Annotated in this window: 21 protein-coding genes, 1 tRNA gene and 1 rRNA gene; 5 read left to right on the top strand and 18 right to left on the bottom strand. The window is 71.0% G+C overall.

Annotated features, from left to right (window positions below):
- Positions 1 to 33 precede the first annotated feature (33 nt).
- On the bottom strand, positions 34 to 309 hold the full coding sequence (locus M3667_RS15680; RefSeq protein WP_251509415.1) for a hypothetical protein: 276 nt from the start codon (positions 307 to 309) through the stop codon (positions 34 to 36).
- A 63-nt stretch (positions 310 to 372) separates the two neighbouring features.
- Here M3667_RS15680 and M3667_RS15675 point away from each other — a divergent pair, with 63 nt between their 5' ends.
- Both M3667_RS15675 and greA read left to right on the top strand, forming a co-directional pair.
- Positions 373 to 768: a DUF4307 domain-containing protein gene (locus M3667_RS15675; protein WP_144835297.1), complete on the top strand. Its 396-nt coding sequence runs from the start codon at positions 373 to 375 to the stop codon at positions 766 to 768.
- Between the two features lie 106 nt (positions 769 to 874).
- Positions 875 to 1,366 (top strand): transcription elongation factor GreA, encoded by a 492-nt coding sequence (greA, locus tag M3667_RS15670; RefSeq protein ID WP_056230000.1) that lies wholly within the window; start codon positions 875 to 877, stop codon positions 1,364 to 1,366.
- A gap of 325 nt (positions 1,367 to 1,691) precedes the next feature.
- Here greA and ilvA read toward each other — a convergent pair whose 3' ends face one another.
- Both ilvA and M3667_RS15660 read right to left on the bottom strand, forming a co-directional pair.
- A complete protein-coding gene (gene ilvA, locus M3667_RS15665; protein WP_251509414.1) occupies positions 1,692 to 2,921 on the bottom strand; it encodes a threonine ammonia-lyase in 1,230 nt (409 codons plus the stop codon).
- A complete protein-coding gene (locus M3667_RS15660; RefSeq protein WP_251509413.1) occupies positions 2,918 to 4,108 on the bottom strand; it encodes an AI-2E family transporter in 1,191 nt (396 codons plus the stop codon). Before M3667_RS15660 ends, ilvA begins: the two co-directional genes overlap by 4 nt.
- A gap of 71 nt (positions 4,109 to 4,179) precedes the next feature.
- Here M3667_RS15660 and M3667_RS15655 point away from each other — a divergent pair, with 71 nt between their 5' ends.
- On the top strand, positions 4,180 to 5,421 hold the full coding sequence (locus M3667_RS15655) for a winged helix-turn-helix domain-containing protein (RefSeq protein ID WP_251509412.1): 1,242 nt from the start codon (positions 4,180 to 4,182) through the stop codon (positions 5,419 to 5,421).
- Between the two features lie 39 nt (positions 5,422 to 5,460).
- Here M3667_RS15655 and M3667_RS15650 read toward each other — a convergent pair whose 3' ends face one another.
- From M3667_RS15650 to M3667_RS15600, 11 genes are all read right to left on the bottom strand, one after another.
- Positions 5,461 to 6,030, bottom strand: a complete 570-nt coding sequence (locus tag M3667_RS15650) for a LemA family protein (RefSeq protein ID WP_144835306.1) — start codon at positions 6,028 to 6,030, stop codon at positions 5,461 to 5,463.
- Positions 6,031 to 6,143: 113 nt separating this feature from the next.
- Positions 6,144 to 6,216: transfer RNA gene (locus M3667_RS15645), tRNA-Leu, on the bottom strand.
- Between the two features lie 599 nt (positions 6,217 to 6,815).
- A complete protein-coding gene (locus tag M3667_RS15640) occupies positions 6,816 to 8,216 on the bottom strand; it encodes an FAD-dependent oxidoreductase (protein ID WP_251509411.1) in 1,401 nt (466 codons plus the stop codon).
- A gap of 8 nt (positions 8,217 to 8,224) precedes the next feature.
- Positions 8,225 to 9,541 (bottom strand): S8 family serine peptidase, encoded by a 1,317-nt coding sequence (locus M3667_RS15635; protein ID WP_251509410.1) that lies wholly within the window; start codon positions 9,539 to 9,541, stop codon positions 8,225 to 8,227.
- Positions 9,538 to 10,056: a DUF501 domain-containing protein gene (locus M3667_RS15630; RefSeq protein WP_251509408.1), complete on the bottom strand. Its 519-nt coding sequence runs from the start codon at positions 10,054 to 10,056 to the stop codon at positions 9,538 to 9,540. Before M3667_RS15630 ends, M3667_RS15635 begins: the two co-directional genes overlap by 4 nt.
- 83 nt (positions 10,057 to 10,139) lie before the next feature.
- Positions 10,140 to 10,790, bottom strand: a complete 651-nt coding sequence (locus M3667_RS15625) for a septum formation initiator family protein (protein WP_251509407.1) — start codon at positions 10,788 to 10,790, stop codon at positions 10,140 to 10,142.
- A 165-nt stretch (positions 10,791 to 10,955) separates the two neighbouring features.
- Positions 10,956 to 12,236, bottom strand: coding sequence for a phosphopyruvate hydratase (gene eno, locus M3667_RS15620; protein WP_251509406.1), 1,281 nt, complete (start codon positions 12,234 to 12,236; stop codon positions 10,956 to 10,958).
- A gap of 175 nt (positions 12,237 to 12,411) precedes the next feature.
- Positions 12,412 to 13,089, bottom strand: coding sequence for an O-methyltransferase (locus M3667_RS15615; RefSeq protein WP_251509405.1), 678 nt, complete (start codon positions 13,087 to 13,089; stop codon positions 12,412 to 12,414).
- A 31-nt stretch (positions 13,090 to 13,120) separates the two neighbouring features.
- Positions 13,121 to 13,912, bottom strand: coding sequence for a cytochrome c oxidase assembly protein (locus tag M3667_RS15610; RefSeq protein WP_251509404.1), 792 nt, complete (start codon positions 13,910 to 13,912; stop codon positions 13,121 to 13,123).
- Positions 13,913 to 14,107: 195 nt separating this feature from the next.
- A complete protein-coding gene (locus tag M3667_RS15605) occupies positions 14,108 to 14,950 on the bottom strand; it encodes an SGNH/GDSL hydrolase family protein (protein ID WP_251509403.1) in 843 nt (280 codons plus the stop codon).
- Positions 14,951 to 15,077: 127 nt separating this feature from the next.
- Positions 15,078 to 16,517, bottom strand: a complete 1,440-nt coding sequence (locus M3667_RS15600; protein ID WP_251509402.1) for an MFS transporter — start codon at positions 16,515 to 16,517, stop codon at positions 15,078 to 15,080.
- A 126-nt stretch (positions 16,518 to 16,643) separates the two neighbouring features.
- Here M3667_RS15600 and M3667_RS15595 point away from each other — a divergent pair, with 126 nt between their 5' ends.
- Entirely contained in the window at positions 16,644 to 17,501 is an 858-nt protein-coding gene (locus tag M3667_RS15595; protein ID WP_251509401.1) for a helix-turn-helix transcriptional regulator, read from the top strand.
- Positions 17,502 to 17,661: 160 nt separating this feature from the next.
- On the opposite strand, the gene hisS is transcribed toward M3667_RS15595, so the two are convergent.
- Both hisS and M3667_RS15585 read right to left on the bottom strand, forming a co-directional pair.
- Complete coding sequence (gene hisS, locus M3667_RS15590; protein WP_251509591.1) at positions 17,662 to 18,909, bottom strand: histidine--tRNA ligase; 1,248 nt, start codon at positions 18,907 to 18,909, stop codon at positions 17,662 to 17,664.
- Positions 18,910 to 19,013: 104 nt separating this feature from the next.
- Positions 19,014 to 19,619 (bottom strand): MazG family protein, encoded by a 606-nt coding sequence (locus M3667_RS15585; protein ID WP_251509590.1) that lies wholly within the window; start codon positions 19,617 to 19,619, stop codon positions 19,014 to 19,016.
- Between the two features lie 274 nt (positions 19,620 to 19,893).
- Between M3667_RS15585 and M3667_RS15580 the strand changes: the two genes are divergently transcribed.
- On the top strand, positions 19,894 to 22,566 hold the full coding sequence (locus M3667_RS15580; protein ID WP_251509400.1) for a phosphoenolpyruvate carboxylase: 2,673 nt from the start codon (positions 19,894 to 19,896) through the stop codon (positions 22,564 to 22,566).
- 58 nt (positions 22,567 to 22,624) lie between these two features.
- Here M3667_RS15580 and M3667_RS15575 read toward each other — a convergent pair whose 3' ends face one another.
- The gene (locus M3667_RS15575; protein WP_251509399.1) at positions 22,625 to 23,227 is read right to left on the bottom strand and encodes a gamma carbonic anhydrase family protein; all 603 of its coding nucleotides are present in this window, start codon (positions 23,225 to 23,227) and stop codon (positions 22,625 to 22,627) included.
- Between the two features lie 201 nt (positions 23,228 to 23,428).
- Positions 23,429 to 23,505, bottom strand: a 5S ribosomal RNA gene (gene rrf, locus M3667_RS15570); the annotation flags it as partial.

The raw sequence follows: 23,505 nt of genomic DNA, 5'->3' as shown, positions 1-23,505 counted from the left end.
AAGGCTCCGGATGCCGGGAACCTCGGCGACGGCTCAGCTGCGGGGACCGGCCGGATCGATGTCCTGGTCGTCGACCGTGCTGGCGTTCTCGGCGGCGCGGGCCTGCTCCTCGGCATCCAGCTCGGCGTTCACTTCCTCGCGGTAGCGGCCGCGGCGGATGCGGCGCAGCATGTCCCACACGAGCAGGAAGACCGCGACGCCGATGAAGGCGATCGCGGCGAAGCCGAGCGGCCCGGGCGTGACGATCGACTCGTCGGGGGTGACGACCGGGGAGGGTGTGGTCGCAAGAGCGACGATCACGGGAAGCATGGAGTCCTTCGGTCCGGGCGGAAGCGCGTAGCCTGGAACTCCAGCCTAAAGCCCGGAGAGACCATGACGACGCAAGCCCTGCTCGATGACCGCTACGGGCGCACGCGCTCCCCGCGGCGCCGCATCCTGGGCTGGACGATCGTCGCGGTCCTGGCATTGAGCGCGATCGGCTACCTCGGGTGGACGACCTTCGCCAGCAGCGCCGCCTCGGTGACCGCCACCGACACCGGCTTCACCGTCGAGAACGACAAGTCGGTGTCGGCCACGTTCCAGATCACCGGCCCCACCGGACAGCCGGTCGCCTGCGCCCTCGAGGCCCGCGACGAAGACCACGGCACCGTGGGCTGGCGGGTCGTGGAGTACCCGGCATCCGAGGATCACACCCGCGCCTTCACCGAGACGATTCCCACGCTCTCCCTGGCGACGACGGGTTTTGTCAACGCTTGCTGGGTCCCGTAGACTCGTAGGTCAGGAAGCGCCCCGGCTCGATGCCGGGGCGTTCGACATATCCCCCGCCGACGGCCCGAAAACGCATCGCCGTCAGCGCCTCGACGAAGGAGTAACCGTGTCCAACGACGCTCAGGTGACGTTCCTCACGCAAGACGCCTACGACCGCCTCCACAATGAGCTCGAGCACCTCTCGACGACGGGTCGCGAAGAGATCGCCAAGCGCATCGAGGCCGCACGCGAAGAGGGAGACCTCAAGGAGAACGGCGGCTACCACGCCGCCAAAGACGAGCAGGGCAAGCAGGAAGCCCGCATCCGCACCCTCCAGCAGCTGCTCAAAGACGCCAAGGTCGGCGAGGCCCCCGAGAGCCACGGGGTGGTCGAGTCGGGCACCGTCGTCACCGCGATCGTGGCCGGCGGCGAAGAGAAGTTCCTGCTCGGCAACCGCGAGATCGCGGCGAACTCCGAGCTCGACGTCTACAGCGAGGCTTCGCCCCTCGGTGCCGCCATCATGGGGCTCAAAGAGGGCGACAAGGGCTCGTACACCGCGCCCAACGGCAAGGAGATCTCGGTCGAGGTCGTGAAGGTCGAGACCTACTCGGGTCAGTGACCCGCTGACTCCTCGCGAGCCGCTCCCCCGGCGTCGGGTGGGCGGCTCGCGGCGTTTTCGAGGACCCTAGGGTTCGGGGCGGGTTCCGCGGGTCCGGGGCGGTTCCACGGGTCCGGGGCGGTTCCACGGGTCCGGGGCGGTTCCACGGGTCCGGGGCGGTTCCACGGCGTGGGGCGGATCATTCTCGCCCCGAACGGCGAAATGGGGCCCGAACCGCGCGACGTGCGACATCGACCGCGCCCTCCGGCGCACGCCGCCACGCGCCCGCACAGCCCGCGAATCCTCCCGCGTCAGAACCGGCCTCGACCGGTCCGAAGCACGGCGCTCAGTTCGGGACGACGGTCGCGATGAACCCCGCGTCCTCGAGGGTCTGGATCACCAGCGCCCGGTGCTCCTCTCCGCGCGTCTCGACGCTCAACTGCAGGATGACCTCGCTGATCTGCAGGCCCTGCCCGTGGCGCGTATGCAGCACCTCGATGACGTTCGCGCCAACTCCGGCGAGCAGCTCCGACACGCGGGCCAGCTGCCCGGGGCGGTCGGGAAGCGGGATGCGCAGCGACATGTAACGACCGGATGCCGAGAGCCCGTGCGCCACGACGCGCTGCAGCAGCAGCGGATCGATGTTTCCGCCCGAGAGGATCGTGACCGTGGGGCCACTGGCCTTCACCTTGCCCGCGAGGATCGCGGCGACGCCGACGGCTCCCGCGGGTTCGACGACCTGCTTGGCGCGCTCGAGCAGAACGAGCAGGGCTCGCGCGATGTCGTCCTCGGTGACGGTGACGACATCGTCGACGTACTGGCGGATGAGTTCGAACGGCAGGTCGCCCGGGCGGGCGACGGCGATGCCGTCGGCGATCGTCGGCGTCGTCTCGACCTGCATCGGATACCCCGCGGCGAGCGATGACGGGTAGGCCGCGGAGTTGTGCGCCTGCACGCCGATCACGCGCACCGTCCGCCCCTCGGCGGCTGCGCGGGCTTTGACGGCCGCGGCGACGCCCGCGGCGAGGCCTCCTCCGCCGATCCCGACGATCACGGTCTCGAGGTCGGGCATGTCTTCGACGAGCTCGAGTCCGAGCGTTCCCTGACCCACGATGATGTCGCGGTGGTCGAAGGGGTGGATCAGCACGGCGCCCGTGCGCTCGGCGAACTCCGCCGCGAGGCGCAGGGGCGTCTCGACGGTCGCGCCTTCGAGGATGACCTCGGCGCCGTATCCCCGCGTCGCGAGCAGCTTGGGCACGGGAACGCCCAGCGGCATGAAGATCGTCGCCGAAATGCCCAGCTGCTGCGCGGCCAGGGCGACCCCCTGCGCGTGATTGCCGGCGGATGCCGCGACCACGCCTCGCGCGCGCTCCTCGGCGGACAGCCGCGAGAGGCGGTAGCTCGCCCCGCGGATCTTGAACGACCCCGTGCGCTGCAGGTTCTCGAGCTTGAGGTTTACCGGCACGCCGAGGAGCTCGGTCAGGTGCAGGGACTCGTCGAGAGGCGTGCGCGTGATGATGCCGCGCAGGTTCTGCGCGGCATCTTCGAACTCGGCCAGAGTGGGAGTGTCGTTCATGATCTCCTTCCGCGCTCGCGCGGGACGGTCCGCCAGATGAGATCCGGGGAAGCGAGGGGGTCGCCGGTGCGCTGCCAGGCCTTGGTGCTGAGGTACACGGCCACGACGTTGACGAACGCCGCCAGGGGCACCGCGAAGAGGGCGCCGGCGATCCCGCCGACCATCGCCCCACCGGCGACGACGAGCACGACCGCGAGGGGGTGCACCTTCACGGCGGAGCCCATGAGGATCGGCTGCAGAATGTGGCTCTCGATCTGCTGCACGGCCAGCACGACGATGAGCATGAACAGGGCGATCAGCGGGCCGTTGTAGACCAGGGCGATGAAGACGGCGAGGGCTCCGGTGGCGACGGCTCCCACGAACGGAATGAACGCGCCGAGGAACACCAGCACGGCGATGGGGATCGACAGCGGCACGCCGAGCAAGAAGGCACCGAGGCCGATGCCGACCGCGTCGATCGTGGCGACGAGGAGCTGCGTGCGGGCGTAGCTCTTCACGGTGCGCCACCCCGCGCGACCGGCGCCGTCGACGGCGGGACGAGCGACGCGGGGGAACAACCGGGTCGTCCAGCGCCAGATGCCGCCGCCGTCGGCGAGAAGGCAGAGCAGGATGAACAGCGTCAGCAGCACGCCCGTGCCGACGTGGCCGATCGTCGTGCCGATGGCCAGCGCGCCGGTCCAGAGCACTTCCGCCTGCTGCTGCAGGAAGGTCCCCGCCTGCCGCAGGCCGTCGTCGATCTGCTGGGCGCTCAAGTGCAGCGGGCCGTCGATGAGGTACTGGCGGAACTGCGTGACGGCGTCGACCGTGCGCTGGCGGACCGAGCCGAACTCGCGCGTGATCTGCCAGACGGCCAACCACACCAGCCCCGAGATGACGGCGATCGTGCCCAGAACCGTGACGACGATGGCCAGCCACTTCGGCCACCGATGGCGCAGGAGGAACGAGAAGGCCGGCCACACCAGCGCGGTGATGAGCACCGCGATGAGAAGCGGCACGACCAGCAGCTTCAGCTGGATGACCACGAACACCACGACGGCGAGAGCAGCGGCGATGATGAGCAGACGCCACGCGTAGGCGGTCGCTTGGCGCAGCGCGGGCGGCACCGGAGGTTGCAGGTCGCTCGAGACGGTGCGCCGCTTGAGGGCGTCGAGGAACGATCCGCGAGGTTCGGGATCGGTGCCGCTCATCCCGTCAGCCTACCGCCGCCCTCCGACGTGGATCGCCGGGCATGTCGGAGGTCGCCGATACGGTGACAGACATGACCACGACGCTCCGCCGCGCCGATGCGCGCCGCATCGCCCTGGCCGCTCAGGGCTTCGCCCGCCCCCGGCCCGACGCCGTCGGCACGCGCCAGATCACCGGCGCCCTGCATCGCATGCGCATCGTGCAGATCGACTCGGTCAACGTCTTCTCCCGCTCGCACTACATGCCGTTGTTCGCACGCCTCGGGGCGTACGACACCGCGCTGCTCGACAAGCTCGCCTTCGCCCGTCGTCCGTCGTGGGTGGAGTCATGGGCGCACGTCGCCTCGCTGGTGTCGGTCGACGACTGGCCGCTGCTGCAGTTCCGGCGCGACGACCTTCGGGCCAAGTACGGGCACGACGCCTGGGCCGAGGCCAACCAGCCCCTGCTGCAGTGGCTGCGTGACGAGCTGGCCGATCGCGGGCCCCTGCGACCGGCCGAGATCGACCACGACGCGCGCAGCAGATCGCGGGGCTCCTGGTGGGGCTGGGACGACGTCAAGAACGGTCTGGAACGCCTGTGGCTGTTCGGCGAGGTCGCCATCGCGGGGCGTCGCGGCTTCGAGCGGCGCTACGCCCTGGCATCCGACGTCCTCCCCGCCTCCGTCCTCGACACGGCGGTCCCCCGCGCCGAGGCCATCCGCGAGCTCGTCCGACGCGCCGCCGTGGCGTACGGCGTGGCCACGGCGTCCGACCTGGCCGACTACTGGCGCATCCGAGACCGTCCCGCCGTGCTCGCGGGCATCCGCGATCTCGTCGACAGCGGCGAGCTCCTGCCTGTCGAGGTCGACGGGTGGCGCATCGCCGGGCGCCCGGCGAAGGCCTGGCTGCACCGCCATGCCGCCCGCCCGCGACGCATCGATGCGGCGGCGATCCTCACCCCCTTCGACCCGGTGGTGTGGTTCCGGGATCGCGCCGAGAGGCTGTTCGACTTCGACTACCGCATCGAGATCTACACGCCCGCTCCCCAGCGCCGGTTCGGCTACTACTCGCTGCCCGTGCTCGTCGGTGACGGCGTCGTGGGCCGCATCGATCTGAAGGCCGATCGCGCCGAGAGCGCGTTGCGCGTCCAGTCGGCCTGGTGGGAGCCCGGAGCACCCCCCGAGGCCGCGGAGCGCGTGGCCGCCGAGCTGCGCACGGCCGCCCGCTGGCAGGGCCTCGAACGCGTCACCGTGTCGCGCTGGGGCGACGCGGCCGACCAGATCGCCGGAGCGTTGCGCGCCGACCGGCACGACCACCCCGACGGGCGCGCCAACTGAAACGCGCCCCCTCTGCCGGAGCGGAGGGAGCGCGTGGGGTCAGAACTGCACGCGTGGCGGTTCCGAGATGGCGGCGCCGTCGACCACCTCGAAGAACTCGCGCTCGTGGAACCCGAGCTGGCGCGCGAAGAGGTTGTTGGGGAACACCTTGATCTTGGTGTTCAGCTCGCGGACACCGCCGTTGTAGAACCGGCGCGACGCCTGGATCTTGTCTTCGGTGTCGACGATCGAGTGCTGCAGCTGGAGGAAGTTCTGGCTGGCCTGCAGCTGGGGGTACGCCTCGGCGACCGCGAACAGCGACTTCAGCGCCTGCTGCATGTGGCCCTCGGCGACTCCCGCCTCGGCGGGGCTCTGCGCGGAGAGCGTCTCGGCGCGCGCCCGGGTGACGTTCTCGAAGACGGCCTTCTCGTGGGCGGCGTAGCCCTTCACCGTCTCGATGAGGTTGGGCAGAAGATCGGCGCGCCGTTTCAGCTGGACGGTGATGTCACTCCACGCTTCGTCCACGCGCACGTTGAGCGCGACGAGGGCGTTGTAGGTGGCCCACAGGTAGATGCCGGCGATCACCAGAATGCCGACGATCACGATGACCGGTACGAGCCACTCCCACATAAGTCCCCACACTCCGTTCGAGAGATTGCCCTCCAGTGTAACCGCGGGGTGAGGGAGGTTACGGAGCCGGGTGAGGACTCCCAGGCGATGCGGAGAGCGTTGTACCGTTCGCGTACCCCCGGTGGGACTCGAACCCACACTGAAGCGATTTTAAGTCGCCTGCCTCTGCCATTGGGCTACGGGGGCCCGTGCTCCACCGTATCGCGGGGCGGCCGCGCCCCGCCGCGCGGGGCCCTTCACTCGCGATGGGGCGCTGAAAGTGGCCCCGGGGCGTCGAAGCTGGCCCCGGGGCCACGACGAGACGCCGCGCCGCCCGACCAAGCATGCCCGGCCCCACTACCCCGACACGCGGACCCCGGATGCCGCGTCCCGGCGCGCGGGGCCCTTCACTCGCGATGGGGCGCTGAAAGTGGCCCCGGGGCGTCAAAGCTGGCCCCGGGGCCACGACGAGACGCCGCGCCGCCCGACCAGGCATGCCCGGCCAAACCACCCCGACACGCGGACCCCGGATGCCGCGCCCCGGCGCGCGGGGCCCTTCGCTCGCGATGGGGCGCTGAAAGTGGCCCCGGGGCGTCAAAGCTGGCCCCGGGGCCACGACGAGACGCCGCGCCGCCCCAACCGGGCAACACCGTCACAGCTGCCCCGGCTGGGAGATCCCGGATGCCGCGACCCGGCGCCGCGTACCGGCGAATAGCACGGCGGCGCGGCCACGTCGCCCCGCGGCATCCGGAAACGACGAGACCCCCGCGCCCACAGGGGTACGGGGGTCTCGAGCGTGCGAGAGGTTACTTCGCGGCGACGGGCTCGGCCTTCTTGTCGGCCGGGGCTGCGGCCGGCGCGGGAGCGTCGGCGGCGGGAGCGGCCGGACGCGGGCGCGCGGCGAACTCCTCGAACGCGGCACGCGGCTTCTGCACGGCCTCGAGGTTGACGACCTCGCGGCCGTGGAAGAAGTTCTGCATCCAGTCGCCGATCACGCGGAATTTGCGCTCCCACGTGGGCATGGCCAGACCGTGGTAACCGCGGTGGGCGAACCAGGCGATCAGACCAGTGAGGGCGATGTTGCCCGACTGGAATGCACCGTTGTAGAGGCCCAGGCCCGCGACGGCGCCGAGGTTCTTGTGGTTGTACTCCTTGGGCTGCTCGCCGCGCAGTACCGCCACGATGTTCTTCGCCATGAGCTTGCCCTGACGCACCGCGTGCTGGGCGTTGGGGACGCAGAAGCCGCCGACGCCACCACCCGAGAGGTCGGGGACGGCCGAGACGTCACCGGCGGCCCAGGCGCCCTCGACGATCTCGTCTTCGGTGCCGACGCGCAGGTCGGGGCGGGTGCGGATGCGACCGCGCTCCTCGACGGGCAGGTCGCTGCCGCGCACGACGGTGGGGTTAGCCATGACGCCCGCGGTCCAGATGATCAGGTCGGTGGGCAGCTGCTCACCGGTCGACAGCTCGATGACGCCGTCGACGGCGCCCTTGACCTGCGTGTCGAGGTGCACGAACGCACCCTTCTTCGCGAGGTCGGCGAGCACCCACTCGCTCGTCTTCTGCGACACCTCGGGCATGATGCGGCCCATGGCCTCGATGAGGTGGAAGTGCGTGTCTTCGAACGCCAGCGTCGGGTAGAACTTCAGCAGCGACGAGGCGTACGCGCGCAGCTCGGCGAAGACCTCGATGCCGGCGAAGCCACCGCCGACGACGACGACGGTCAGCAGGCGGTCGCGCTCGGGGCCGGCGGGCAGCACCGACGCCTTATCGAAGTTCGAGGTGAGGCGGTCGCGGATGGCCACGGCCTCTTCGATCGTCTTGAGGCCGATCGCGTTGTCGGCGATGCCCGGGATGGGGAACGTGCGCGAGACGGCGCCGGCGGTCACGACGATCTGGTCGTAGCTCTGCGTGAAGGTCTCGTCGCCCTCGATCGGGGTGATGGTCGCGGTCTTCGAGGCGTGCTCGATGCCGGTGACCTTGCCCGCGATGACCGTGGTGCGCTTGAGGTGGCGGCGCAGACCCACGACGACGTGGCGCGGCTCGATCTCGCCGGCTGCGACCTCGGGGAGGAACGGCTGGTATGTCATGTACGGCAGCGGGTCGACGAGGGTGACCTCGGCCTCGCCGCGGCCGAGGAGCTTCTCGAGCTTCCAGGCGGTGTAGAAACCTGCGTAGCCCCCACCGACGATGAGGATTCTGGGCACGGTAGTTGTCACGATGGGAGGGACTCCTCGTTTGTGGTGCGGCTCGGCTCGCGGGAGATGCGCGCCTGTCGAATTCGCCGGGCAGCAGCAGTGACGCCGAGCGCAATCATTATAGCCGCGACGGTGGCACCCGCGAGCGGCAACGATCCGTAGAGCACGCTATCGCGCGAGGGCAGCAGAGGCGAACCGGCGGCGGGCGCCGCCTCGACCGGGGGCAGGGGCGGGATGACGACGGGTGACGACGTCGGCTCGGGTGCGGGCTCGGTGTCGGCCCGACGGTACAGGCGGATCCACTCCTTGAGGCTGCCGAGGGGGTTCTCGGTGACGCTCGGCACGCGCGCCGAGACCGCCGCGGCGGCATCCACGAGTCCGTACCCGTACAGCTTGTCGGGCACCGACGAGGCGCCGTTGGCGGGCTTGGCAGTCTCGATCAGGCGGGCGAGCACGTTGTTCGCGTCGAGGTCGGGATGCGCCGACCGCACGAGCGCGGCGATGCCGGCCACGATCGGGGCCGCTCCGCTCGTGCCGTTCCACCCGACGAGCGTTCCATCGGCCGAGACCCCGACAAGCCGCTCGCTGGGCGCCGACAGTCCGATCGTGATGCCCTGGGTCGACGCGTCGTTGCTCGCGACGCCGTTGGGGTCGACGCCGCCCACGGCGAGCACGCCCGGGATCGTGGCCGGCGCACCGACCCGGTCCGTCCCGCTCCCCCGGTTGCCGGCGGCGACCACGACGACGACGTCGTGGTCGAAGGCGTACTCGAACGCGGTGTCCCAGCTGGTGTCCCAATCGAGGGTGTTCGTGGTGAGCGAGAGGTTGATGATCGTCGCGCCGTTGTCGACCGCCCAGCGCATGGCGTCGGCGATCTGCTCGGTGAAGGGCTTGGGGGTCGAGTTGCCGAAGCCGACCGAGATCGACAGCAGCTCGGCCTCCGGCGCGACGCCGATCATTCCGCGGCCGTTGCCGGTGCCGCGCGAGGCGGCGAGCGAGGCGACCCAACTGCCGTGGTTGGAGTCCACCGCGCCGACCGGGGTACGCCCGTCGGCTGCGCCGACCCCCGACACATCGGTGCCGCCGACGACGGCCCCGCTGAACTCGGCGGGTCCTCGACCGATTCCGGTGTCGATGATGGCGATCTTCTGGCCCGCGCCGCGCGTGGTCTTCCACGCCTCGCGCACGCCGTACTGGTCGAGCCAGTACTCCGAGGCGCGCACCGAGTCGGTCGGGTCTTCGGGCACCGGGTTGGCCGGTGCGGGCGTCGCCGTCGCGCCCGTCAGCACCGCCACGAGGATGACGGATGCCAGGGCTGCGGCGACCCGCTTCATCCGCCCGCCCCGGGGCTCTCGCAGGCGCAGCGCTCGGGCGACCAGGTACCGCGGGCGAGCGCGCGGTCGCCGATCGGGTTGACCCCCGGACCGGCCGCGAGCGCGTGCCCGGCGAGGGCGTGCAGGCACTTCACGCGGGTGGGCATTCCGCCCGCGGAGATGCCCGCGATCTCTTCGGGCTCTCCGTAGGCGGCGCGATCGAGCAGGTACGCCTCGTGCGCGCGGACGTAGGCCGCCTGCAGCTCTTCGTCTTCGGCGAGCTCGTCGGAGAACTCCTTCATGACGTGGCCCGCTTCGAGCACCGACATCGCGGCCGTCGCGGCCGGGTGCGTCAGGTAGTAGAACGTGGGGAAGGGGCTGCCGTCGTCGAGCCGCGGCGAGGTCGCGACCACCGTCGGGTTGCCGCACACGCACCGCGCGGCGATGCCCACCACTCCGCGCGGGACGCGCCCCAGCTGCGCCTGCAGCACGGCGAGGTCGGCGTCGGAAGCGGGGGGAAGCGTTGCGGTACTCATCGCTCTCAGGGTACCCGGGGTCTCCGACACTCCGCCGAACGCCCGAGCCCCCGCAATCCGCCCGGCGTGGCGGACAAAGCCGCTCAGCCCGCGGGCGGGGCGTCGGTGGGCGCGGGGTCGGGCACGCCGATCGTCGGGGTCGTGGGCACCGCGACCTGGGCCGCGCCCGAGGCGGCCACCGAGCGGACCATCTGCGCCATCCAGTCGGTGTGCGTCTGGCCGACGTCCTGGCTCACGTCGTCCTGCTCCTGCGGCGTCGCCGAGGCGGGGAGGTCGTTGTCGATGAGGTAGACCACCTCACCGGGGAACGTGTAGCCGAGCCGCTCCCGCGCCTGGGTGCGGATGTAGGCGGGGTCCGACCACCGGTCGCGTTGGGTCTGCAAGTCGGCGACCTCCGACTGGCTGAGTTCGACAGCGCTGCGCAGGGCCTGGATCTGTTGACGCTGGTCCATGTAGGTGCCGACGGTCGGAACCAGCACGAACGTGCCGAGCACCACCAGGCCGAGCATGATGACGACGAAGCCCGAGACGCGCACCTTGCCCAGCCACTCGCGCACGTCGACACGACGACCGGTCGCCTGCGCAGCCGAGGGACGCGACGAGGTCGGTCGCGATGAGGCGGGACGCGAGGCGGACGAACGGGCGGACGATCCTGCGCGCGACGCAGCGGTCTTCTTCGCCTTCGGGGCGTCGGATGCCGCGGGGCGGCGGGGAGGCAATGTCGGTCGATCCACGTCATGCTCCCTTCCTCGTCCCGGCGCGCACGTCATCGGAACCCGAGCGAGTCTACGTCGCGGGGCCTCGGCGGCTCGCGGACGCGCCGCGTCTCGGCATCCGTTCAGCCGGAAACGACGAAGGAGGGGGAACCTCTCGGCTCCCCCTCCTCAATGGTCGGTCGATCAGCCCTTGAACCGGGGGAACGCCGAGCGGCCCGCGAAGACCGCGGCGCCGCCGAGGTCCTCTTCGATGCGGAGCAGCTGGTTGTACTTCGCGACGCGCTCGCTGCGCGCGGGGGCACCGGTCTTGATCTGGCCCGCGTTCACGGCGACGGCGAGGTCGGCGATCGTGGTGTCCTCGGTCTCACCCGAGCGGTGGGAGAGCATCGAGGTGTAGCCCGAGCGGGTGGCCAGCGAGATCGCGTCGAGCGTCTCGGAGAGCGTGCCGATCTGGTTGACCTTGACCAGCAGGGAGTTGGCGACGCCGAGGTCGATGCCCTGCTGCAGGCGCTTGGGGTTGGTGACGAACAGGTCGTCGCCGACGAGCTGCACCTTGGTGCCGATGGCATCCGTCAGCTTCTTCCAGCCGTCCCAGTCGTCTTCGGCGAGGGCGTCCTCGATCGTGACGATCGGGAAGTTCGCGACGAGGTCGGCGAAGTAGTCGACAAGCGTGTCGACGCTCCACTCCTTGCCCTCGACCGTGTACACGCCGTCCTTGTAGAACTCGGTGGCGGCGACGTCGAGGCCGACCGCGATGTCCTTGCCGGGGGTGAAGCCCGCCTTCTCGATCGCGCGGATGAGGAAGTCGAGGCCCTCGCGGTTGCTGGGCAGGTCGGGGGCGAAGCCGCCCTCGTCGCCGAGGCCCGTGTTGTAGCCGGCCGACTTCAGCTCGCCCTTGAGGACGTGGTAGACCTCGGTGCCCCAGCGCAGCGACTCGCCATAGGTCTCGGCGCCGATGGGGGCGAGGAAGAACTCCTGGAAGTCGATGCCGTTGTCGGCGTGCTCGCCACCGTTGATGACGTTGAACAGCGGAACGGGCAGCAGGTGCGCGTTGGGTCCGCCGAGGTAGCGGAACAGGGGCAGGTCGGCGCTGTCGGCGGCGGCCTTGGCCACGGCGAGCGAGACGCCGAGGATGGCGTTGGCGCCCGTGCGCGACTTGTTCTCGGTGCCGTCGGTCTCGATGAGGATCTCGTCGATGATGCGCTGCTCGCTGGCCTCGACGCCCTCGATGGCGGGGCCGAGCTCGTCGACGACCGCGGCGACGGCCTTCAGCACGCCCTTGCCGCTGTAGCGGCTCTTGTCGCCGTCGCGCAGCTCGTAGGCCTCGAACGCGCCGGTGGACGCGCCGGAGGGGACGGCGGCCCGCTGGACGATTCCGTCGTCGAGGAGCACCTCCACCTCGACGGTCGGGTTACCGCGCGAATCCAGGATCTCGCGCGCGTTGACAGCCTCGATAAGTGCCACGAAGGACTCCTCGTTGGTTCTTGGGTGGAGAGGGGGCGGAGCGTCGTCGGTCCGTGGTCGAGTCTAGTGATCTCGCTCGGCGGCCGTGGGGCCGGGTCGGGTGCGAGGTGGCTGAGCCTGTCGATGCCACCGGTGCGCGCGGGTCCCGGTCCCTTCGACAGGCTCAGGGACCTGTTCAGCCTCCAAGGCCCGCCAACGGATCCACCACGATCGCCACGGCCACCCCGTCCCAGCCCTTGCGGTCGAGGGTCTGCAGCGCCGTGGCGTCGAAGCGGGGGTCGGAGCCGAGCATCAGGATGCCGCGGCGAGCGCCCTGCACCTTGCTGTCGGGCGTGTCGGCGTCAGCGACCTCTCCCCCGCGCACGACGTTATCGAGCACGACGACCGTGCCGGGTCGGCCGAGGCGCGCGGCCCAGTCGAGGTAGGTCTCGTTCGATTCCTTGTCGGCGTCAATGAACACGAGGTCGAACGGCTCCTCGTCGACGAGGGTCGGCAGCACATCCGCTCCGCGACCGATGCGCACGTCGACGCGGTCCGCGACGCCCGCATTCGCTAGATTCGCGCGGGCGATCTCCGCATTGGCCGGTTCTGCCTCGATCGTCACGATCTGCCCGTCGGAGCCGACCGCCCGGGCGAACCAGATCGTTGAGTACCCTCCAAGGGTGCCGATCTCGAGCACGCGGCGCGCCCCGGCGATGCGCGTGAGCAGGTGCAGGAACTTCGCGTTCACCGGCGCCACCTCGATCGCGGGCAGTCCGGCGTCGTGCTGGGCGGCGAGCGCGGCCTCCCCCGCGGGGTCGGGCCCGACGAGGGTCTCGGTCAGGAAGGCGTCGACGTCGTCGTGGGTGCGCACTCCCCCAGCCTGTCGGCGTGCGGGCGGCCGGTCAACGCTCTCCGCGCAGGTGAGCGCGGGTCATCTCGTCGTACTCCTCATCGGAGAGGTCGTCGAAGCCCTTGGCCTCGACGCGGTCCGAGCGCATCCAGCGGATCATGAGGATGACGAGGATCGGCACGTCGGCGAACTCCGCGATGAACCAGATCATGTCGCCGGCGAGGTGCTGGTCGTGCAGCAGCGAGGGCCACCAGGGCGCCGTCTGCGCGGCATCCGGGATCAGATCCAGCACGCCGTCGTTGAGCCGCAGCAGCAGCCCGGGCACGGAGTCGATCAGCAGTTCGACGAACACGAGCAGGAACTCGATCGCGATGAAGGCGCCGGTGTGCACGGCGCCCAACGCCATCATCGGAAGCACCATCGCGAGCCCCACGAGGGGCACGACGATCCCGAGCGAGGCCTCGACCACCGGATTCACGCGCAGGATGCCGGCGATCGGGGTGAGGAAGAGGCAGAAGACCGCGGCGATGACGACCGTGGCCACCATCGCATTTCCGAAGATGCGTGTGACCCTCGACGCGAGGAACCGCTCCCGGATGCCGGACGGCACGAGGTCCAGCGGGCGCCCGGCCGCGATCCCCGCCGGCACGGCGAAGATCAGCAGGGCGACGCGTGTCGAGAAAGCCCACCGCAGCTCCGCCGAGTACGCCCCGAGGAAGCCGAGCTCGATCACCGCGTACGGCAGCAGTCCGAGAGCGAAGAACCCGATCGTGCGGAGCACCGGCCACGGCTCACCGCGACGGCGCACCCGCCGGACGCCGAGCAGGTACGCGACGGATGCCACGAAGAGCACGCCGAGCGTGAGCGGGTCGGCGCGCCAGGTGCTGAGGAAGACATCGATGGGAGGCGTGAGGGAAACGTAGATCGGCGAGCTATGCGTCCGCCGGGGATCGGGGCGTGCCGAACTCCGGAGAAGTCGACGCGTCGCGCACCTCGATCCCGGAAATCCGCGGCGGCGCGCGCCCGCCCGACCGGGAATTCAGGAGTTCGGCACGCCCGCGCGCTCGCGCACGTCGCCAGCGCGCACTCCGGATGCAGGCTCGAGCGCCGCGAGCACGGCGGGCAGCAGGGCCTCCGCCGTACGGCGGTAGCCGAGTGCGCTGGGGTGGAACCGGTCCTCGCTGAACATCTCGTCGGGCCGCTCGGCGAACACCGGCCCCACGGCGCGCGCGAGAGCCACGACGCGACCCCCGGCCCGGTGCACGGCGGCGGCCTGCGCGGACGCGAGCTGTCGCGACGAGCGGGCGGCGAGGGCGCGCAGCGGCTGCGGGATCGCACGGAGGGTCCCGAGGTCGGGGCACGTGCCGACGACCACCGGCACGCCGCGTCCGCGCAGGTCGCGCACGACCTGCTCCAGCTGCTGCGCCGCGCGCGACGCCGGGATGCGGTGCGTGACGTCGTTTCCGCCCACGACGATCACCGCGGCATCCGGTCGATACCCCGCGGGGAGAGAGGCGACCTGCCCGGCGAGGGCCGACGTCTCCGATCCGACCACGGCGGCGGTTCTCAGCCGCACGGGGCGTCCGGCCGAGCGCGCGACGCCTTTCGCCAGGCGCGCGCCGAGCGTGTCGCGTCGGTGCGTCGCGCCCAGACCCGCTGCGATCGAATCGCCGAGCAGCAACAGATCCACCGGGCTGCCGGGATGCTTCTTTCGGCGCCACACACGATCGGCGTCCAACGCCTGTTCGCCGAGCGGCTTGCCGATGCGGCGCCGGGCGATCGCCGCCTGACGCACGATGAGGGTGCGGGCTCCGACCGCCCCCGCCCCGAGAATCGCGACCGCGGAGGCGGCCGTCACGGCGAGGGGCCGACGAGAGGACATGCGTCGATGACACCCCTCGCCGGTGAACGCGGGGTGGACGCGGCGTGACGCCCGGCGGACGACCGGCTCCCGGCATCCGGTGCATCTCTTCCGGAGGCGGATGCCGGGAGCTCCCGGTCCCGCGCGATCAGACCCCGCGCCGGCCCCGGGCCCGCAGCACCGTCGCGAGCACGAGCACCGCGGCGGCGAGTCCGATGTCGAGCACGAGGCCGGCGACCAGCTCGTCGCGGCCGGTCACCCCGGTCACAGTGACGACGCTGCCGATCACGATCACCCCGAACGACAGCGCGAGCTGCTGGGCGGTGCTGAACATCCCGCCCGAGAGGCCCGCCGCCTCGACCGGCACCTCCCGCACGACCAGCTGGGTCAGCGGCGAGAAGATCAGCGCCTGCCCCGCGCCGAGCAGCACGAGGGCCGGCTGCAGCCACAGGCCGATGTCGCTCCCCCAGGCCAACGCGAGGGTCGCCGTCATCGCCACGAGGGCGACGATCTGCAGGCTCACCCCCAGCACGAGCGTCGCGTCGCCGAGCCTGCTCTGGATGCGGGCGACCGCGAGCGACATCCCCGCGAAGACGACGGCGAACGGCAGCAACGCCATTCCGGCCTGCAGAGAGGTCAGTCCCCCGCCCTCGACGGCGCGGGGGAAGACGTACAGCAGCGCCGAGTATCCCGCGAAGAACAGCGCCGCGGCCACCAGACCGAGCTGCAGGGGGCGCAGGCGCAGCACGCTCGGCGGAAGAAGGGGCACGCGTCCCGATCGCTCGATCGCGTTCTGGTGACGCCACATCGCCACCAGGGCCACGGCGGCGAGCGCGAGCACCGCCCACACCGGCCATGACCAGCCCCACACCGGGCCGAAGGTGAGGGCGACGGATGCCGCGAGGATGCCGACAGCGAGCACCGCCGATCCCACGAGGTCGATCGCGACCGCCTCGTGGGCGCGGGAGCGCGGTGCCAGCGGAGCGCAGACGATCGCCGCGACGGCGATGAGCGCCACGACGACGAACACCGCGCGCCAGCCCTCGACCGGGCCGAACGAGGTCGCCGCGAGAGCACCGCCGGCGACCTGACCGACGGCCGCGCCGATGCCGCCGCTGGCGCCGAAGGCGGCGATCGCCCTCGTGCGTGCGGGGCCCTGCGAGGTCGCCTGGATCGTCGCGAGCACCTGCGGCGTGCACAGCGCCGCCCCGAGTCCCTGAGCCACACGAGCCGCGATGAGCGTCTCGATCGAGGGGGCGACCGCGCACGCGATGGCCGAGGCGAGGAAGAGTCCCATACCGATGACGAACAGGCGGTGACGACCGAAGCGGTCGCCGAGTCGGCCGCCCAGGATCAGGAACACCGCGAACGGGATGCCGTATCCCGCCACGACCAGCTCGAGCGACACGTCGCCCGCGCCGAAGCGGTCGCGCAGTGCCGGCAGGGTGACCGTGACCGCGTTGAAGGCGAACGTGCCGGCGAAGGGTCCGAGGAGGAACCCCACATAGCGCCACGTCGGCACATCGAACGCTCCGGGACGCAAAGGCGTCGGGGCCGACCCGGTTGCAGGGTGCGCGGTACTGGTCATGGTGCCAGGATGAACCGGATGCCATCCTGGTACCAGGAGTCTGCTCATCCTGGTACTGACAGCACTCCCCACCATGCGAGCCCGCACAGCGTACGGCTCTAGGCTCGCCGGAGGACAGGAGAGTTCATGCCCCGCTCGGACGAGACCCGCGCCGCCTTCGCGGCCTTCCTGCGCAGTCGCCGCGCGCGCTTGAGTCCCTCCGACGTGGGGCTCCCCGAGGGCGTGCGCCGGCGGGTCGCCGGACTCCGCCGTGAGGAGGTCGCCCAGCTCGCCGGGGTCGGACTGACTTGGTACACCTGGCTCGAGCAGGGCCGGCCCATCGCGGCATCCGCCCAGGTCGTGTCGGCGATCGCCCGCGCCCTGCGCCTCAGCGACGACGAGCGCGACCACCTGTTCGCCCTCGCCGACCTTCCCGTGCCCGACCGCGACAGCCGCCCCTGCGTCGGCGCCGCGCACCTCGACCTGCTCGAGAAGCTGCTGCCCTACCCCGCCGCGGTGCAGACCGCGCGCTTCGACATCCGCGCCTACAACCGGTCGTACCGCCACCTCTTCGGCGACCTCGACCAGCTGCCCGCCGAGGGTCGCAACTGCGCCGTGCTGCTGTTCACCGACACCGAGTGGCAGCGTGCACACGTCGACCTCGACCACGCGCAGCGCCGCATCGCCGCCCGTCTCCGCGCCGCCTTCGGCCGTCACCACGACGAGCCCGCGTGGCAACGGTTCATCGCCGAGCTCGAGGAGCGGTCCCCGCGATTCGCCGAGCTCTGGCGTCTGGGCGATGTCGGGGGCGAGCGCGCCGCGACGAAGCACTTGGTCCACGCCCGGGTCGGAGAGCTCAACCTCGAGATGTCGAGTCTCTGGCTCGACGACGCTCTCGGTTCCCGGGTGGTGTGGTTCTCGCCGCGCGATGCGGCCACCGCCGACCGTCTCGAACGCCTGGCGGCCGAGCGCCCCGACGAGGCGCTGATCAGCGCCGTCGCCTGAGGCACCTTCCGCCATCTCGGTTCGGGGTCCCTGAGCCTGTCGAAGCCAGGTCCCTGAGCTTGTCGAAGGGGCCGGGACCCACGCGCGGCCCGGTGGCTTCGACAAGCTCAGCCACCTCGGTCGGGAGGTCCCTGAGCTTGTCGAAGGGTCCGGGGCCGCCTCAGCCCAGCGGCTTGAGCTCCAGGTCGTCGACGCTGCTGCCGGTGGTCACCGTCGCGAACGAGGTGTAGCCGTCGGCGGCGGAGCGCTCGAGCAGCGCCTTCATGTTCTTCGCGCGCTGCTCCACGCGCACGCGCGCGCCCTGCTCAACCAGCGCCGTCTTGATGGACAGCAACTGGGCGAACGGCACGTCGCGATCGTGGACGAGAACGACCGACCGCTCGCCGTCGGCGTCGGTGGCCGGCAGCAGGTCGACGATGCGCTCGAAGCCGATCGAGAAGCCGACGGCCGGAACCTGCTGCCCGAGGAAGCGGCCGATCATGCCGTCGTAACGCCCTCCGCCGCCGAGCGAGTAATCGACGCTCGGGTGGGCCAGCTCGAAGATCGTGCCCGTGTAGTACCCCATGCCGCGCACCAGGAACGGGTCGAAGACCAGCGGTACCGCTCCCCCGCGGGCGGCGGCGACCGTGTCTCCGAGGTCGACGAGGTGCGCGACGACCTCGTCCGGGATGCCGTCGGGTAGCGCCGCGCGGATACCGGCCTCATCGAACGACGACTCGACCGCGGGGCGCTCGAGGTACGCGGCGAAGGCATCCGCCGCTGCGGCGGCCACTCCCCGGCCGCGCAGCTCTTCCACGACCCCCGAGGGGCCGACCTTGTCGAGCTTGTCGATCGTGATGAGCACGCCCGGGCGCTCCTCGGGGGCGAAGCCGAAGACGTCGAGCATCGCATCGAGGGCGCGCCGGTCGTTGACCCGGATCGTGCCGCCCTCGAGCCCGAGCGCATCGAGCACGTCGAGGCTCGCCACCATGAGCTCGGCCTCGGCACGCGCCGATGCGTCGCCGATGATGTCGATGTCGCACTGCATGAACTGGCGGTAGCGACCCTTCTGCGGGCGCTCGGCACGCCAGACCGGGGCGATCTGGATGGAGCGGAACACCGTCGGCAGCGACGCCCGGTGCGTGGCGTAGAACCGGGCCAGCGGCACGGTCAGGTCGTAGCGCAGGCCCAGGTCGGCCAGCGCGGCAGGGTCGTCGGCCGCGGCCCGGATGCCGTCGGCATCCATCCCCCGCTTGAGGATGCTGAACGACAGCTTCTCGTTGTCGCCGCCGAGACCGGCGTGCAGGCGGTCGTAGTCCTCCACGACCGGGGTCTCGATCTCATCGAAGCCGTGCGCACGGTAGCGCTCGCGGATGACGGCGAGCACGCGCTCGCGACGGGCCTTGTCAGCGGGGAGAAAGTCGCGCATGCCGCGCGGCGGGTTCACGGATGCCACGGTGCCATTCTTCCAGAGCGGATCAGGGGCTCCGTCTCCCGGCGCGTCGCCCGCCGCACGGACGCGAGCCGAACGTGTCAGCTCGTACCGGCCTCCGCCGCCCTGACCTCGGCACGCAGATCACGCACGCGCTCGCGCAGGGCGCGTTCGGCATCCCACCCCCGAGCCCGGGCGAGGTGCACGAGCGTGAGAAGCGCGTCGCCGAGCTCCGCCTCGGTCTCGGGATCGGCCAGATGATGCGTCGGGGCGCAGACGCCGACCTGCACCGCCTTGCCCATCACCTTCTGCGCGAGGGCGAGCGAGGGCATATGGTCGCTCACCCCGTCGAGCACACTCGTGCGCTCGCGCTTCTCGGCCGCCTTGGCCGCATTCCAGTGCACGAGGACCTCTTCGGGCGTGGTGGCCACGGCATCCGCGAACACGTGCGGGTGCCGGCGCACCATCTTCTCGGTCAGCCCCCGTGCGACGTCGTCGATGTCGAACGGGTCGTCGGGGTCTCCTGCGGCGATCTCCGCGTGGAACAGCACCTGCCACAGCAGGTCGCCGAGCTCCTCGCGCAGATCGGCGCGCGTGCCCGCCTCGACGGCGTCGATGACCTCCGCGCTCTCCTCGACGAGGTAGGGCACGAGGTCGCGGTGGTCGATCCGCTGCGTCCACACGCAGCGCTCGCGCACCGCACGCATGGTCTCGGCGGCTTCCCGCAGGGCGTCGTCGCTCACGGTCTCTCCCTCCGCGGGCCCGGCGGCTCCGCTGACTGCGAGTATCCCCCGGCTGAGCCGCCCCGGGCGGCGGTACGTGCCGAACTCCGGATCTTTCCGGATGCCGCGCCCCCGCCACCGCGAAACCCTGGGGATTCCCCCGCTCATCCCCGGAGAAAATCCGGAGTTCGGCCCCGGCGACCGTTGCACGTCGTCACGTGTGATCTGTCGGCAACAGGACGCCGATAATCTGGGGCGTGTGCGTGAACTGACCCCGACCGAGGCCATCGACCTCGTGGGCCGCTTCGAAGCCGGCCAGGAGCTCCCCGAACAGATGCGTGCCGATGTGCGCCTGCTCGGATCCCTCCTGGGCCGGGTCCTTCAGGAGAGCGGCTCCCCCGGCCTGTACGACGACGTCGAGCGCCTGCGGACGGCGACGATCCAGGCCTACACCGACGAGACGCCCGAGGCGTTCGAACGCGCGGCGGCCATCGCCGACGGGTTCTCGATCGAGCGCGCCGACGAGGTCGCCCGCGCGTTCACGGCGTACTTCCACCTCGTCAACCTCGTCGAGGAGCACCAGCGCGTGCGCGTGCTGCGCGAGCGCGGCGATCGTCCCGCACGCGGAGGCACCCCCGACACCATCGCGACCGCCTACGAGCGCCTCGCGAGCGAGGTCGGCGAAGAGACCGCCCTCAGCCGTCTTCAGGCGCTGCGCTTCCACCCCGTCTTCACCGCGCACCCCACCGAGGCGCGGCGGCGCGCGATCTCGACGAGCATCCGTCGCCTGTCCGAGCTGCTCGTCGAGCACGACGATGCGGGCGACAACGACTCCGAGGGCCGCCGCGCCGAGCGCCGCATGCTCGAAGAGATCGACACCCTCTGGCGCACGGCCCCGCTGCGGCGCGAGAAGCCGTCGCCGGTCGACGAGGTGCGCTCGGTCATGGCCGTCTTCGACGAGACGCTCTACACCGCCGTCCCGCGGGTCTACCGCCGCATCGACGACATCCTGCAGGGCGAGAACGCCGGGGCCCGCGCCCCGATCGTCAAGCCGTTCGTCCGCGTCGGCTCGTGGGTCGGCGGCGACCGCGACGGCAACCCGTTCGTTACCGCGTCCGTCACGCGCAAGGCCGCGGCGATCGCGAGCGAGCACGTGCTCCTGGGTCTCGAGCGCACCACGCAGCGCGTGGGTCGGGGATTGACCCTGGATGCCGAGACCACTCCGCCCAGCGACGCTCTGCTCGCGCTGTGGCACCGTCTGCGCGCCGCCGACGAAGACGCCGCGGCCGAGATCGCCGAGCGCTCCCCCGCCGAGCCGCACCGCCGCATCCTGCTGCTGCTCGCGCGCAAGATCGCCGCGACCCGCACGCGCAACGCCGACCTCGCGTACCGCGACCCCGAGCACCTGCTCACCGACCTGCGCATCGTGCAGGACTCGCTGGTGGCGGCCGGTGCCGCGCGTCAGGCCTACGGCGCGCTGCAGCGTCTGGTGTGGCAGGTGGAGACCTACGGCTTCCACCTCACCGAGCTCGAGGTGCGCCAGCACTCGGCGGTGCACCGCAAGGTGCTCGACGAGCTGCGCGCCGGCGGCGCCCGCAGCGAGCAGACCGAAGAGGTGCTCGAAGTCTTCCGCTCCGTCGCCTACGTGCAGGAGCGCTTCGGCCCCCGCGCCGCCGGCCGATACATCGTGTCGTTCACGCAGTCGGCCGAAGACCTCGCCAACGTGCACGAGCTCGCCTCGTACGCCATGGGTCCGGGTGAAGACCTCCCGATTCTCGACGTCATCCCGCTGTTCGAGACCTTCGCCGACCTGCAGGCGGCCCCCGGCATCCTGGCCGAGATCGTCTCGCACCCTTCGTTCGCCGATCGCCTCGCGGCGACCGGACGCCGCCTCGAGGTCATGCTCGGCTACTCCGACTCCTCGAAGGACGTCGGCCCCGTCGCGGCCAACCTCGCGCTGTACGAGGCGCAGGCGAAGATCTCGACGTGGGCGCAGGCCGAGGGCATCGAACTGACGCTCTTCCACGGCCGCGGCGGTGCCCTCGGCCGCGGTGGCGGACCCGCCAACTCCGCAATCCTCGCGCAGCCGCCGCACTCGGTCGACGGCCGGTTCAAGCTCACCGAGCAGGGCGAGGTCATCTTCGCGCGTTACGGCGACCCCGACATCGCGATGCGCCACATCGATCAGGTCGCGGCCGCGGTGCTCACCGCCTCCTCCCCCTCGATCGAACGCCGCAACCGCGGGGCGGCAGAGGCCTTCGCCGATGTCGCCGCGACGATGGATGTCGCCTCACGCGAACGGTTCTTCGCGCTGGTCAAGGCGCCGGGCTTCGCGCCCTGGTTCGCGACGGTCACTCCCATGGAGGAGATCGGGCACCTCGCCCTCGGCTCGCGTCCCGCCCGCCGTGGTCTCTCCGTCGAGTCGCTCGAAGACCTGCGCGCCATTCCGTGGGTGTTCTCGTGGACGCAGGCCCGTATCAACCTCGCCGGCTGGTTCGGACTCGGCACGGCCCTCGACGCCGTGGGCGACGAGAACCGTCTGCGCGACGCGTACGAGCAGTGGCCGCTGTTCCGCACGATGATCGACAACGTCGCGATGAGCCTCGCGAAGGCCGACGAGCGCATCGCCCGTCGCTACCTCGCCCTCGGCGACCGCGACGATCTGGCCCAGCTCGTGATGGACGAGATGCTGCTCACCCGCTCATGGGTCGAGCGCATCACGGGAGGCGAGCTGCTCGGCAACAAGCCGGTCCTCCAGCGAGCGGTCAAGATGCGCAGCCCGTACGTCGACGCCCTCTCGCTCCTGCAGCTGCGTGCCCTGCGCGCGCTGCGCGACACGAACGCCGACGATCCGACTCCGGATGCCGAGCACCAGCGCCTTCTGCTGCTGTCGGTCAGCGGCGTGGCGGCGGGTCTGCAGAACACCGGCTGAAAACCGTCCTCGATGCGCCGGCGCCCTCGCGGGTGCCGGCGCATCGTCGTTTCCGCGATCAGCCGTCGAGGCGACGGTCGGCGGAGTGACGCGCGAGACTGCGCCCATAACGCTGCGTCAGCTGCACCATCAGGTCGGGCGTCTCACGGTCGAGACCGAAGACATAGCCCGGGAAGTCGAGTTCCTTCTGCGCGGCCCAGATCTGCTCGTGCTTGGCAGGAGGCAAGATCTGCACCGGATCACCAACGGCCACCCATGAGATCGGCACGATGGTGTCGGCGGGCAGGACGGTGCGCACGTGGACGACGGCGTTGATGCGCACTTCACTGCGGTCGCCGATCTCCGCGCCGTTGAACACTCGCGTGCCGGTGGCGAGGAACACCTCCTCCCCGATGTCGGCACCGGCGACGCTCGCCATCGGTCCGATGAGGGTGTGCGCTCCGACGTGCACGGCGTGCGTGGAGCTGGCACGAACCAGCGCGTTCTCCATGACGATCGTGTTCTCACCCAGCACGACGCGGCTGCCCTCGGCGGTGATCACCGCCCCGTGCAGCACCTGGCATCCCGCGGCGATCGTCACGTCGCCACTGATCACCGCGGTGGGAGCGATGACGGCATCGGGATGGATGCGGGGCTCAGCCCCCAGGTGTGAGTAGCGCATGGCGCGTCCCTTCTCCGGTGCCGTCAGCGTAGTCGCGTGGGCTGCGCCACTCGAGTACCCCGGATACGACGAAGCGCCGGTGCGCACTCCCGTGAAGAAGCGTGCACCGGCGCTGAAGCCGTCGAGCCGTCGATTTCGCAATCGGGCCCGCAAATGCGAAATGGCCACCCAGCTTTGGGTGGCCATTTCGACTTAAAGGAAGTCCGGCGGTGTCCTACTCTCCCACAGGGTCCCCCCTGCAGTACCATCGGCGCTGAGAGGCTTAGCTTCCGGGTTCG

This window comes from Microbacterium sp. P26 (assembly GCF_023712585.1).
Classification (GTDB): domain Bacteria; phylum Actinomycetota; class Actinomycetes; order Actinomycetales; family Microbacteriaceae; genus Microbacterium; species Microbacterium algihabitans_A.
Note: the sequence above shows the minus strand (reverse complement) of the source record. Positions and strands in the feature narration are given on the sequence as shown.

Bases quoted from the DNA above. Each gene is read 5' to 3' on its own strand.
- M3667_RS15680 (WP_251509415.1), bottom strand. From the start codon at position 309: ATGCTTCCCGTGATCGTCGCTCTTGCGACCACACCCTCCCCGGTCGTC.
- M3667_RS15675 (WP_144835297.1), top strand. From the start codon at position 373: ATGACGACGCAAGCCCTGCTCGATGACCGCTACGGGCGCACGCGCTCC.
- ilvA (WP_251509414.1), bottom strand. From the start codon at position 2,921: ATGAACGACACTCCCACTCTGGCCGAGTTCGAAGATGCCGCGCAGAAC.
- M3667_RS15660 (WP_251509413.1), bottom strand. From the start codon at position 4,108: ATGAGCGGCACCGATCCCGAACCTCGCGGATCGTTCCTCGACGCCCTC.
- M3667_RS15655 (WP_251509412.1), top strand. From the start codon at position 4,180: ATGACCACGACGCTCCGCCGCGCCGATGCGCGCCGCATCGCCCTGGCC.
- M3667_RS15650 (WP_144835306.1), bottom strand. From the start codon at position 6,030: ATGTGGGAGTGGCTCGTACCGGTCATCGTGATCGTCGGCATTCTGGTG.
- M3667_RS15635 (WP_251509410.1), bottom strand. From the start codon at position 9,541: ATGAAGCGGGTCGCCGCAGCCCTGGCATCCGTCATCCTCGTGGCGGTG.
- M3667_RS15630 (WP_251509408.1), bottom strand. From the start codon at position 10,056: ATGAGTACCGCAACGCTTCCCCCCGCTTCCGACGCCGACCTCGCCGTG.
- M3667_RS15605 (WP_251509403.1), bottom strand. From the start codon at position 14,950: ATGTCCTCTCGTCGGCCCCTCGCCGTGACGGCCGCCTCCGCGGTCGCG.
- M3667_RS15600 (WP_251509402.1), bottom strand. From the start codon at position 16,517: ATGACCAGTACCGCGCACCCTGCAACCGGGTCGGCCCCGACGCCTTTG.
- M3667_RS15595 (WP_251509401.1), top strand. From the start codon at position 16,644: ATGCCCCGCTCGGACGAGACCCGCGCCGCCTTCGCGGCCTTCCTGCGC.
- hisS (WP_251509591.1), bottom strand. From the start codon at position 18,909: ATGCGCGACTTTCTCCCCGCTGACAAGGCCCGTCGCGAGCGCGTGCTC.
- M3667_RS15585 (WP_251509590.1), bottom strand. From the start codon at position 19,619: ATGCGTGCGGTGCGCGAGCGCTGCGTGTGGACGCAGCGGATCGACCAC.
- M3667_RS15575 (WP_251509399.1), bottom strand. From the start codon at position 23,227: ATGCGCTACTCACACCTGGGGGCTGAGCCCCGCATCCATCCCGATGCC.